At 42.0% G+C, this 13181-nt stretch carries 6 protein-coding genes, 4 tRNA genes and 1 riboswitch; all 10 genes read left to right on the forward strand.

What is annotated here, in order from left to right:
- Positions 1-35: 35 nt before the first annotated feature.
- The gene (gene dnaB, locus E4K67_RS19170; RefSeq protein ID WP_135549666.1) at positions 36-1379 is read left to right on the forward strand and encodes a replicative DNA helicase; all 1344 of its coding nucleotides are present in this window, start codon (positions 36-38) and stop codon (positions 1377-1379) included.
- Between the two features lie 221 nt (positions 1380-1600).
- Entirely contained in the window at positions 1601-3013 is a 1413-nt protein-coding gene (locus E4K67_RS19175) for an NAD(P)/FAD-dependent oxidoreductase (protein WP_135549668.1), read from the forward strand.
- A 109-nt stretch (positions 3014-3122) separates the two neighbouring features.
- Positions 3123-4415 (forward strand): adenylosuccinate lyase, encoded by a 1293-nt coding sequence (gene purB / locus E4K67_RS19180; protein WP_135549670.1) that lies wholly within the window; start codon positions 3123-3125, stop codon positions 4413-4415.
- A 94-nt stretch (positions 4416-4509) separates the two neighbouring features.
- A complete protein-coding gene (locus E4K67_RS19185) occupies positions 4510-5793 on the forward strand; it encodes an adenylosuccinate synthase (protein ID WP_135549672.1) in 1284 nt (427 codons plus the stop codon).
- Between the two features lie 228 nt (positions 5794-6021).
- A tRNA-Lys gene (locus E4K67_RS19190) sits at positions 6022-6098 on the forward strand.
- Positions 6099-6433: 335 nt separating this feature from the next.
- A riboswitch (cyclic di-GMP riboswitch) is annotated at positions 6434-6518 on the forward strand.
- A gap of 97 nt (positions 6519-6615) precedes the next feature.
- Positions 6616-8385, forward strand: coding sequence for a methyl-accepting chemotaxis protein (locus E4K67_RS19195; RefSeq protein WP_135549674.1), 1770 nt, complete (start codon positions 6616-6618; stop codon positions 8383-8385).
- An 85-nt stretch (positions 8386-8470) separates the two neighbouring features.
- Positions 8471-8546: transfer RNA gene (locus tag E4K67_RS19200), tRNA-Glu, on the forward strand.
- Positions 8547-8554: 8 nt separating this feature from the next.
- Positions 8555-8630: transfer RNA gene (locus E4K67_RS19205), tRNA-Phe, on the forward strand.
- A gap of 251 nt (positions 8631-8881) precedes the next feature.
- Positions 8882-8956, forward strand: a tRNA-Gly gene (locus E4K67_RS19210).
- A gap of 738 nt (positions 8957-9694) precedes the next feature.
- Positions 9695-12967: a cell wall-binding repeat-containing protein gene (locus tag E4K67_RS19215; RefSeq protein WP_135549676.1), complete on the forward strand. Its 3273-nt coding sequence runs from the start codon at positions 9695-9697 to the stop codon at positions 12965-12967.
- Positions 12968-13181 lie beyond the last annotated feature (214 nt).

Genomic DNA, 13181 nt, shown 5'->3' on the forward strand with positions numbered 1-13181 from the left:
CCAATAGAGAGTAAGTGCCCGGGAGGAGAGAAAATATGGAACTCCTAAAAGTTCCACCTCAGAATTTGGAGGCCGAACAGGCGGTCTTAGGTGCGATGATGCTCGAACCGGAGGTCGGAAGTTCCGTCTTTGAGATGCTTCAACCGGAAGACTTTTACAGAGATAATCATCGCTTGATTTTTTCCGCAATACGAGATCTCTTCGAAAAAGGAGATCCAATTGACCTAGTCAGTGTTGCGGAGATTTTGCGTCAGCAGGGACGTCTAGAACAGGTAGGCGGGATTGCAACGATCTCCGCGATCGCTAGGTCTGTCCCTTCAGTGGCAAATGTGGAGTATTATTCTAAACTTGTAACAGAAAAGGCTCTTCTTCGTCAGCTCATACGTGCGACAAGTAGTATCTTAGAGCGCGGATATGAGCCTGGGGAAGAGGCACGTGTTCTGTTAGAAGAAGCAGAAAAACTAATTCTTGACCTTTCTCGTCGACGCGTTAAAGACGGATTTAGTTTCATTCGCGACGTCCTCCTAGAGACATTTGAAAAAATTGAATTTTTATATGCTAATAAAGGGAGTCTTACGGGTGTTCCCACTTTTTTCTCAGAATTAGACCGGATTACATCAGGCTGGCAGCCTACGGATTTAGTGATTATTGCCGCTCGGCCATCCATGGGAAAAACGGCCTTGGCCTTAAACATGGCCCAAAATGCTGCCGTGCGTGCTAAGGTTCCCGTCGCCATTTTTAGCATGGAAATGTCCAAAGAGCAGTTAGTGCAACGGATGCTTTGCGGGGAAGCGATGGTCGATCAACAGCGTGTAAGAACTGGAGATTTACTCGATACTGATTGGCCGAAGTTAACACGAGCAGTAGGTCCTCTTTCGGATGCGCCGATCTTTATCGATGATACGGTGGGGATAACCTTAGTCGAGCTCCGTTCAAAGGCTCGTCGCCTAAAAGTGGAACATAATTTGGGGTTAATCGTGATTGATTATCTTCAGTTACTGTCAGTTGGTGGTAAAGGAAAAAAGACAGAAAGCAGACAGCAAGAGGTGGCTCAGATTTCCAGAACCCTAAAAGGACTTGCTCGGGAGTTGAAAATCCCAGTCGTTGCTTTGTCACAACTCAACCGGGGTGTTGAGCAACGCCAGGACAAACGGCCAATTATGTCGGATTTGTTAGAATCCGGGGCAATTGAAGCGGATGCTGATGTTATTTCCTTTATATATCGTGATGAGTATTATAATCATGACTCCGAGAAAAAAGGCATCGCTGAGTTAATCATTGCAAAACACCGAAATGGTCCAGTAGGGACCGTTGAATTGGGCTTTCTTAAAGAATTCACTAAGTTTGTTAACCTAGAGCGTCAACATCAAACCGCTTAGTCAAATCCCCTTGCCAAAATCGTCGGCCGGGGCTTTTTTATGTCATTTCAATATTATTGGACAAAGAGAAACGGAAAATGTCGAATGTTTTATGTATTTTTTAACTTAATGTTCGAGTATTGGATTGACAAGAAGGAGGAGGATTGTTAAGATGAATTTGTTTGTGGCTAGAGGTTCTTTACCAATGGGTAAACGAAATCAGCTCTAGGAGGCTATAAGATTTGAAACATAAAGTAGATGTCTTAATCATAGGTGCTGGTCCGGCGGGCATTTTCACGGCCTTAGAGATATCAAAGCACAATAAAGAGTTAAAGATCCTTATTGTCGATAACGGCCGAACAATTGAAAAAAGAAAATGTCCTGCCCGTGCAACGGGAGTTTGTGTTGGGTGTAAGCCATGCGCTATTACCAGAGGCTGGTCTGGTGCAGGGGCCTTCAGTGACGGAAAATTGTCTTTGAGTCCTGCAGTCGGCGGTCGTTTAACGGAATATATGAAAGAGGAACAAGCTCAAGAACTCATTGATTATGCAGACTCTATTTATCGCGGGTTTGGAGCACAAGAAAAGGTGTATGGTTTAGATACCCGTAGGGTTGAAGAACTTCAATACGAGGCATCGCGCCATAGTATTCAGTTGATTCATTGTCCAGTACGTCATTTGGGAACCGAATTGGCTTATAATGTTTTAAAGGGTATGTACGAACATCTCATGAACACGACAAACACAACCTTCTGGGAACTTGCAGAAGTAAAGGATATTTTAGCTGGACCAGAGGGTGTTTTAGGGGCAACGATTAAACGTCGCGATGAGGATGAGCTGGATGAAGTGTTTGCTAAATATGTGGTTGCTGCCCCAGGAAGAGGGGGAGCAACCTGGCTCGCGGAGCAGACTATTCGTTTAGGGGTAGTCACAGAAAACAACGAGGTTGACATCGGTGTACGGGTTGAAGTACCAAATTCGATTATGGATCATTTAACAAAGGATCTGTATGAAGCAAAGCTGGTTTATTATTCGGACACCTACGACTTAAAAACGCGCAGCTTTTGTGTTAACCCGGGCGGAGTTGTGTCTGAGGAACATTACGATGGAGGCATTGCCGTGGTGAATGGTCATAGCTATGCTGACCCAGAGAAAAAAACTAAGAACACAAACTTTGCTTTATTGGTTTCAACTCGTTTCACAGAGCCATTTCATCAACCCATTGAATATGGCAGATATATTGCCCGGCTCGCGAACATGTTAACGGGTGGTGGCGTAATGGTTCAGCGTTTGGGAGATCTTCTCAAAGGTAGGAGAACAACTGAGAGCCGTCTGCGTAAATCAACAACGATTCCGACTCTTCTTTCTGCAGTGCCAGGAGACCTTAGTTATGTCTTGCCAGAACGGTACCTGACTTCCTTGATTGAAACCTTGAAGGCCTTTGACAAAATTGCGCCAGGCATGTATTCCAAAAATACATTACTATATGGAGTTGAGGTTAAGTTTTATTCTTCCAAAGTCAAAGTAAAGACGAACTTTGAAACAGCAATTCCTCGGTTATATGCTATCGGGGATGGCGCTGGAATTACTCGCGGATTGATGCAAGCGTCAGCGACCGGTATCGTTGTGGGTCGTGATATTGTATCTAAGGTATAACCTAGTAGTTAAGCGCGGAAGCTAATAAGGTTAATTTAACAGAAGCGAAATAAGAACACTCACTTATAGAAGAGGGTGCCTTGAATGTGGAAAACAGGGGGCGAAGGATTTGCTCGATAGATATACTCACCCTGAAATGGGAAAGTTATGGCAGGACGGATATGAATATGAACGCTGGTTGGAAGTTGAACTTGCCGTCGCGGAGGTTATGGCTGAGCGGGGAGAAATACCTCAAGCAGCTATGGAAGAGATCCGTGCCAAGGCAAAAGTGAACCCAAAGAGAGTCTTGGAAATTGAGGCAGTGGTACGTCACGACCTGATTGCTTTTTTGCAAGCGATTGTGGAAGAAATCGGGGAGGCTGGCAAATACCTTCATCTCGGATTGACCTCTTCAGATGTGAAGGATACCGCTTTAAGCCTTGTCTTAAGAGATTCAGGACGTTTGTTGAAGAAAGACCTAGGAGCGTTTCGAGACGCTTTGGTTAGACGAGCCTTAGAAAGTAAATATACCGTCATGGTCGGTCGGAGCCACGGCATTCATGCTGAACCGCTGACCTTTGGCTTAAAGCTGGCAGTATGGATCGCAGAGATTGATCGCCAAGCAGAACGTCTCGATCATGCGATTACTTCAGTAAGTGCTGGAAAGATTTCAGGAGCGGTAGGAACGTATGCGAACGTTGCACCTGAAGTAGAAGAAGCAGTCTGTAAACACTTGGGGTTAGAAACAGCTTTAGTAAGTAATCAAATCTTGCAACGGGACCGGCATGCACATTTTATGACTACGCTGGCCTTAATCGGTGGTTCACTAGAAAAAATCTCAACGGAAATTCGCAATTTACAAAGAACAGATATTCTTGAAGTCGAGGAACCCTTTGCAGAGGGGCAAAAAGGGTCCTCTGCGATGCCGCACAAGCGCAATCCGATCGTGTGTGAACAGGTGGCGGGAATGTCGCGGCTATTACGTGGCAACGCCTTAGCAGCTATGGAAAATATTGCACTATGGCATGAAAGGGATATGACTCATTCCTCTGTGGAACGCGTCATACTACCAGACAGTTGTATTCTTTTGGATCATATGCTCCGCCAGATGACCCGAGTGATTTCGGGGCTCAAGATTCGTGAAGACCAGATGAAACGAAATCTCCAAAAGACGTTTGGATTAACGTCCTCCCAGCGAGTTCTTTTGGCCTTAGTCGAACACGGATGTATGAGAGAAGAGGCCTATGCCTGGGTTCAACAGGATGCTTTTCACGCCTGGGATAATGGGATAGATTTCATTGAAGTAGTTTCAGCGGATGCTCGAGTTATAAACTATTTAACCAAAGAAGAAATTCAGGGTTTGTTTGATTTGAAATATCATTTAGGGCATGTTGATGATATTTTTAGGCGACTGGAACTATAAGGTGTTGACCAAGGATGCAGAGTGTCCCTGTAGCCAAGGATGGCGAGAAGGGACCTATCCAAGTTTTCTTTAAGAAAGATAGGAGGAATATATAATGGCTGCTGTCATATTAATTGGTTCTCAATGGGGAGATGAAGGTAAAGGTAAGATTACGGACTTCCTGGCCGAAAAAGCGAACGTCGTTGTCCGTTGCCAGGGTGGCAACAATGCTGGACATACCGTTGTTGTGAAGGGAGAAGAGTTTAAGCTTCACCTAATTCCGTCTGGAATCCTTTATTCAGACAAGACCTGTGTCATTGGTAATGGTGTGGTGATTGACCCCAAGGTTTTGTTGGAAGAACTCAGTTACCTAGCCGAGCGAGGCATTGAGACAGGTAAGATGCTGATTAGTAGCAATGCCCATGTTATTATGCCCTACCATAGGGTTCTTGATGGTTTGGAAGAAGAAGCGCGCGGAGAGCATAAAATTGGGACAACGAAGCGTGGTATCGGCCCTTGTTACATGGATAAGGCATCCCGTATTGGGATTCGTATCATTGATCTCATGGACAAAGATGAGTTTGCTGAGAAACTTCGTCGCAATTTAGTAGAAAAAAATAACTTATTTGTGAAAGTCTATGGTCATGAAGCTCTTAAGTTTGAGGATATTTATGATACATACCTAGGTTATGCCGAACAACTCCGTTCGATGGTGACGGACAGCTCGCTGGCGATCGACGAAAGTATTCGCTCGGGTGGGAAAGTGCTTTTTGAAGGGGCCCAGGGGACTTTACTGGATATTGATCATGGAACTTATCCATATGTGACGTCCTCTAATCCAATTGCAGGTGGAGCTTGTATCGGGGCAGGTATTGGCCCAACTCGTATTGATCGTGTGGTAGGGGTTATCAAAGCGTATACTACGCGCGTCGGAGAAGGTCCGTTCCCAACAGAACTTTTGGATGAGATCGGAGAACAAATCCAGACTAATGGACATGAATTTGGAACCACCACCGGACGGCCGCGTCGTTGTGGTTGGTTTGATGCAGTAATTGCACGCTATGCTGTTCGAGTGAGCGGAATTTCTGATTTTGCAGTTACGAAACTTGATGTCCTTACAGGGTTTGAGACATTAAAAATCTGCGTTGGATATCGAGTAGGAGAAGAAACTATTCGGGAATTTCCACAAAGTCAAAAGATTTTTAAACAATCTCAACCCGTTTATGAGGAAATGCCTGGTTGGCATGAAGACCTGACCGATGTCCGTAGCTTTGATGATTTACCAGAGGCCGCGAAAAAATATATACTTCGAATCGAAGAGCTGACTGGTGTACCTGCTACGTTGATCGCAATTGGTCCAGGACGCGAACAAACCATAGTAAGAGGCGATATATTCTAGACCTATAGGGTTTAAGGCTTGGAACGTGGTTCCTAGGGCTTCTAAGCGTTGTCAGAAGTCAAGAAGGTACTCTACTAAAGCCATAGGTTAGAAAGTAATGCGTAAATCTGATCTCCGCTCTCGGAAGCGTTTATGTTAGTTGAAAGAGCTCACTTAAAAGAACTTTCACGAAAGTATTGACAGATTAGGAACTTTCGTGTAGTATTTGTATTCGTGATGTAATTATATGAGCCATTAGCTCAGTTGGCTAGAGCACCTGACTTTTAATCAGGGTGTCCCGCGTTCGAGTCGCGGATGGCTCACCATTTAAGAAGGTATGAGTACAAGTACTATTCACTATATTTCCAATAAATAAGACAGCAATAAACTTTACAACCTAAAGTTTGTTGCTGTCTTATTTATTGGAAAAACGCTTAAGCGAATTAAGTAGGGAGTACCTCTAGAGGTTTGGAAAAGGACGGAACAGAGTCTCGCATAATTTCACATAATAAAGAGTCTTTAATCAAAATTTGTTGAAAGTTTGGAAAAAATGAATATTAAATTTTGAAACGTTGTGTTATAGTTTAATAAGGAAAAAATGAATTTGAAGTAGGATGCTTTTCCGCTATTTCTACAGATTACATAATAAATATATAGGACTATTAGACAAAGGCAAACCTAGCGAAAGCTAGGGACGCAAAGTTTCGGGTCTTACACCATTGGGTGATGATTGCTGAGCTACCATTTTCGGACTCTTGTCGTCATGCCAATTTTGCGTGGCGACTTTGTTTTTATATAGATTATGAGTGATTATAGAATAATATTGGAGAGGGAGAGAAGAGTATGACAAAAATAAAGTATCGAATCATTCTTTTGTTATTGACAACTGCGTTAATCATGGGCACAATTCTCGGAGGATATAATATTTATAGCGTAATGGTGACAGAAAAAACTAGTGTGACACAATATCGCGATACTCTATATGAACAATTTGACCGAACAGTTAAACTGCAGGTACAAACTGCCTATAGTTTAGTTGAGGATACGTATAAAAGGCAGCAAAAGGGCGATTTAACGCCCGAAGAAGCAAAAAAGCAAGCTGCTGATTTAGTTAGAAATTTGCGGTATGATACGGCCAATTACTTCTGGATTGATACGACGGACGGAATTAATGTTGTTCTTTTAGGGAGAGAGGCCTCGGAGGGCAAATCGCGCTATGAAGGCAAGGACACACAGGGTAAACTTTTTGTTCAGGAAATGATTAAAAATGGAACTCAAGCAGGTGGTGGGTATACAGATTACACATTTGCTAAGCCGGATCAGACGGAAGCGTTACCCAAAAGAAGTTATACGTTATTGTTTCAACCCTATAATTGGGTGATAGGGACAGGGAATTGGGTTGATGATATAGATAAACTTGTTGAAGCAAAAAGACTGGATTATCAACAAAAGGGCCAGAAAAGTATAATTTATACTATCTTATCCATCTTACTGGCTTGTGGAGTTTCTCTTGTATTCGGTATTGTTTTAAGTAATAAAATTTCCAAGCAAATAGTTGCTGTGGCAGAGAGTGCAGAAGACATAGCTCAGGGTAATCTAAAAATCGGGCAATTCGAGAATACTTCAAAAGATGAAATTGGTCAACTTAGTAGAGCTTTTAAAACCATGACGGATAACTTAATACATCTAATTCAACAAGTGTCATTGTCCTCAACGCAAGTTGCAGCGTCATCCCAACAATTGAGCGCTGGAGCAGAAGAATCTGCCCAAGCTTCCCAACAGGTAGCTAGAGCAATAATGGAAGTCTCTGAAGGAGCTGAAAAACAACTTCATGCAGTTAACGAAACTTCGTCAGTTGTACAGCAAATGTCGGCGGGGATTCAGCAGATGTTAGGAAACGCCAAAATAGCCGTTAACTCCTCAGAAAGAACAGCCTCTTCCGCAATAGAGGGAAGTCAAGCGATTGATAGAACCATTCAGCAAATATTTAATATTGAAAAAACAGTGACTGGGTCTGCAGAGGTAGTTGCGAAATTAGGAGAGCGTTCCAAGGAGATCGGACAGATTGTAGATACCATATCGGGTATTGCTGCGCAAACGAATCTTCTCGCCTTAAATGCAGCGATTGAGGCCGCGCGAGCTGGTGAGCAAGGAAGAGGTTTTGCAGTTGTAGCGGATGAGGTCCGTAAATTAGCAGAACAATCACAGGCAGCTTCCCAACAGATAGCGTTGCTGATTAATGAAATTCAACAAGATACTCAAAAGGCAGTGTTATCGATGAATGAGGGGACGCACCAAGTCAAACTGGGGACTGAAGTTGCAGAGACCGCAGGCCAAGCATTCCGTGAAATTTCCACATTAGTTAGCGAAGTCTCATCTCAAGTTGTTGAGATTTCTGATGAGATTGAACAAATGGCGCTAGGGAGCCAAAGAATAGTTTCTTCAATTAGTGAGATATATGAGACTAGTCGAGATATTACAGGACAAACACAGACGGTATCGGCTGCGACGGAGGAACAAACAGCCTCAAATGAGGAAATCGCCTCTTCAAGTCAGGTTTTAGCACAAATGGCCGACGAATTGCATGAATCCTTAAAGAAATTTAATATTTAATAGTCCTGAAGAAAGTACTTGACATAGATTGAAGTTTCGTGTAATATTCATATTTGTGAGCGTGATTTGCGCACATTGACATTAAGGCCCGTTGGTCAAGCGGTCTAAGACACCGCCCTTTCACGGCGGTTACACGGGTTCGAATCCCGTACGGGTCACCACTACTTTTGCCTCGGTAGCTCAGTCGGTAGAGCAGAGGACTGAAAATCCTCGTGTCGGCGGTTCGATTCCGTCCTGAGGCACCATCAAATGAATATTGGCTTCTCAAGCCGAGGATCGTGAGTATAAATGCTCACTGTGGTGAATGCTCAAAGAATACAGATATATCTAAGACTCTGATGATTTCCTTCGTGGAAAAGATCAGAGTCTTTTTGTTAACGGTGTAATTCATGGATAAATCCATAAAGCAATTGGAGTTGACATATTAGATATTTACGCTTATAATTCTCTTTGTTGGGAAAAGGGAGTCTGAAGGTAAATCCCTTACTTATAACATGCGGACGTGGCTCAGCGGTAGAGTATTGGCTTCCCAAGCCGAGGATCGCGAGTTCGAATCTCGTCGTCCGCTCCATATGAAGTATAAGCACTGCAAGGAATTGCGGTGCTTTTTATTTAATCGTGAGACACCCACTTCTACAAGTGGGTGTGGTATCTTGTACTCTGCTTCGGTGGAGGTAGAGTCCCCCACCGAAGTCGATGTTCAACTTTAGCTGAACGAGTTCACTCGCTGGTAATCTCTTAGGAAATATTAGCAATATTTTTGATTGAACATTGTTCAGAAAAAGATCTCCGACTTCGGGGATCTTTTATTCTTTATAGAAACTAGGACATTTTTGAATTAGTATTCATAAGTATTAATTCTATTGCACAGAGTTGCAATCAGAAGAGGCAATGCGGTTCTTTAAAAATCATGACTTGTGAATAGTAATTTCAAGTAATAAATGGGAATATATCCAATATGTTTTCAGTGTAAATTTCTATTTAATATGTTAATCTTTATTTCGTAGATGAATATTAACACTAAATCAAACCTTTCGTTTATCTTCATCCCTACGTTGCTCTAAAAAATACCCACTGGGTTGAAAGTATCATTTTTCAGGGAGGGACGCTTCCATGAAATCCAGTGGAATATTTTTAGATAATGCGCAATGTCTAAACATTTAATTAAATCATTATTTAGGGGGTGAGGGACGAATAAAAAGCGTCTCTAAATAGAATTGAATATAGTAGTCTTTAGATAGAACTAAGATTTGTGTTCAATTAATATTTTCAAAATTAGTGTTCCAAATTGAGAGGAGTAATTTACTAAATGAAAAAGACAAAAAAAGCCTTAGCATCTTTAGCTATCGCAGGTATGGCACTTACAATGATACCTTTTAATGCATTCGCTAATGGTACAATACCAACTCGCTTAGCTGGTATAACTGCTGAACAAACTGCAGTAGTAATTGCGGATCAAACAGGATATACTGGCACAGCAATTCTTTCATCGTCAACCTCTTATGGTATGGTTGATGCATTAACCTCTGGACCACTCGCTGCCTCCTTGAAAGCTCCTATACTATTGACTGGAGCTGGAAGCACACTAGACGCAGCTACTAAAGCTGAACTCACTAAACTCGCTGTTAAAACTGTCTATGTAACTAGCGGAACGGCTGTTATCAAACAAGGCGTTCTTGATGAATTAAAAGGTATGGGCATTGAAGTTGTTGCTCTTGGTGGCTTTGACCGTGCTGAAACATCCGTCAACATCGCTAAGAAAATGACGGGAGTTACCAAGGTTGCAGTTGCTAACAGTATACCAGACGCACTCTCCATTGCGTCAATAGCTTCTGCTACTAACCAACCAATCCTCTTAACTGACAAAGATGTGCTTCCTGCTAGCGTAGCCGCTTATTTAGCAAGTGCTGGCGTCGCAACCAGTGATGTTATCGGTGGAACAGGCATCATCAGTGATGCAGTAGTAGCTGGACTTCCAGGTGCAACTCGCCACTTTGGAATGACCGCTTATGACACTAATAACCAAGTTATCCAAGACTTTGCTGCTGCTCTGCAATTTGACAATATCTATGTTGCTAATGGCGAAACTGGTATTGATGCTCTCTCAGGTGCACCACTTGCAGCTCAAACTAAATCTGCTATTGTTCTCACCGATGGAAAAACTGTTCCTGCTGTTGCTGCTTTCACATTCAGTAAATCATCTGCAAGTACTGTTGTTACAGCTCTTGGCGGTACAGCTGTAGTTACTGAAAGTATACGCACTGGAGTTGCTACTGGTGATGTTACAAGCGTACCCGGAGAGTTGGCAATTACATCTGTAACTGCACTTGACGATAGTAACCGTTTCATAGAAATTAACTTCAGCAAAGCAGTAACTGGACTTCAAACTGCAGATATTATTGTTGAAAACGCTGACACTTTAGATCGTTATGGAGTTAAAAGCGTACAAATGTCTACTAATGGTCTAACCGCAACCGTTGAATTGTATGCAGCGGATGATGCTGGAGAGGTACTTGAATATCTTCAAGATTATAATGTTACAGTAAATGCTAATGGTACAATTCTAAAAGCTACTTTCAACCGTGCATATTCTAATAAAGTTCGTGTACAGGATATCAACGTAGGCGATAAAGAAATAGTTGTATATGCTGATAAAACCGGTGAGGAAATTACTCTAAAAATACCAGATAACATTAAGTTTGATTATGAAGCTGCCCTGGGTGAACTCGTACAAGTTTGGTACAATGGTGATAAGCAATTAACTAACTACAAAATTGTTAGTCCAACTGCAAAAAATGATGCTATTGAAGTTACAAAGGTAAACCAAATCAAACTTCTTTCTGATGGCGAAAAGTATGATATTTCTGAGGAAGACTACACCACTAGTGATCAAAAATTTGCTTTTTATCTTGATGGTGAAAAAGTAGACATGGCTGACCAAGTAAATAAGAAATTTAACTTCGCAAAAGTGGGTTTTGACAATTCTGGAGATATTGAATTCGTTAGTGCGTATACTTTAAAAGACGTCTTAATATTTGATTCTGTTGACGGAGATGAAGTTATTGGAGTTGACGGTTCTGCTTCAGCTGGTTCATTTGACGCATCAGACGCGACTATTATAAAAGATGGGAAAGTAATTTCTCTTGCTGATCTCAAGAAGGGTGATCTGTTATTCTTTAACGCTGACGCAGATAATAATGACGGTTATGCTGAAGTATTGAATAACAAAGCAGCGACTGGTGAGATCGAAACCGTATATGATAACTCCATTGAAGTGGGTGGAGAAATTTACGATTTCGATTATGACTCTGAAATAGCAGCTGACTTCGATTATTCACAACAAGCGGTCTACCTCAATGAAGACGGTGACGTTGCAGATGTAGACTCTGATGCAGCAAAAGAGCTTCAAGCTGCTGGAGAAGTAGCGCTTTATACCGACTATGCTGGAAACCTGATCTATATTAGTGGAGACACAGTTAATCTTGACAGTAATGAAAAAGTTGCAGTGTTAACCGCTGATATCCTAGGGTACAAATCGGCTAGGGATAAAGTAGAGGTTGAAGCTTTAACCCAAGATGGGGACGAGCTATCCTTCGATATCGATCTAGAAAGCCTTGATACAATTACGGTAGATGGTACCGAACACGATATCGATAACGGCGGTTCAAAAGATTGGACAGCATCTTTAATCGCCGGTAATACAGGTATTAATCTAAAAGATAATACCAACGTAAAAGCCGACGTAAATATTATGTTCGATAACGAGGCTGACGCTGGAAGCCTAGTCAAATTACACGTAGATGATGAGGGTGATCTCCAAGAACTAGAATTCTTTAAGAGTAATGCCAATGCAATCGGTTACGACACAATTACTAATGCTAACAGTCTTGAGGCTGGCGATAAGTATCTTAGCGGTTACAAGTTGACATCAAACACCCTTATGTTTAATGCAACTGATGATAGTGTTGATACTGATGCAGATGATATCGTAGTGTCTACTTTCGGCGACTACCAAGGGTCTGAAATCACTAACGGAAACTTCATCTTTAATGGTGATAAAGAAGTAGTGGCTATTTGGTACGACACCACAGATAGCGCAGAGGTCACTTATGAAGAAGCTGTGATTACTAATGTTCTTCGTAATACAAATCAAGAAATAGTTAGCGTTACTGTATACGCTGGTGGCGAAGAGAAAACACTTACAGTAGATAAGGTTACTGATAGCAGTCTTGCTAAGGGCGATGTAGTAGTACTTGAACTTGACAAAGATAACAATACGTTAGTACAAGGATTTGCTACAGCGACTTCGGATATCACTAATGATGGCACTAAAGAGTACGCTACACGCGTAACGACTGGTTTGACTGTTTCTAGCGTTGATGTTGGTAACAAAACAGTCACGTTTACAAATGATGAGACTTACAAACTTGCTGACAGCGGTTTAGTACTTGATGGTAAGGATAACAATGACATCAGCGAAAAATCGTTATCTGATCTTCGTGGCAAAAGTAACGTAACTATTGTTATGGATGAAAAAGATGGATCGTTTGTTAAGTTCTTCGTTATGGAACCAGCAAATTAATTTAACCTAACCTTTGCGGCGATCGACAAAGCAATAGCAGTAGATTAGCTACATTAGCAAATGCTCGAGAAGTAACAGATTCAGGAGTATATGTAGCTAGACGACAAGATGGAGCTATGTAAGTAAAAGATCGTGCGCAATGGAAGTCGTCCAAAAGGGAACAGTTTTGACAGATGTGAAAAGAGTCTTTCGTCTTTGAGGCGAGAGACTCTTT

It is taken from the genome of Desulfosporosinus fructosivorans (genome assembly GCF_004766045.1).
Taxonomy (GTDB): domain Bacteria; phylum Bacillota; class Desulfitobacteriia; order Desulfitobacteriales; family Desulfitobacteriaceae; genus Desulfosporosinus; species Desulfosporosinus fructosivorans.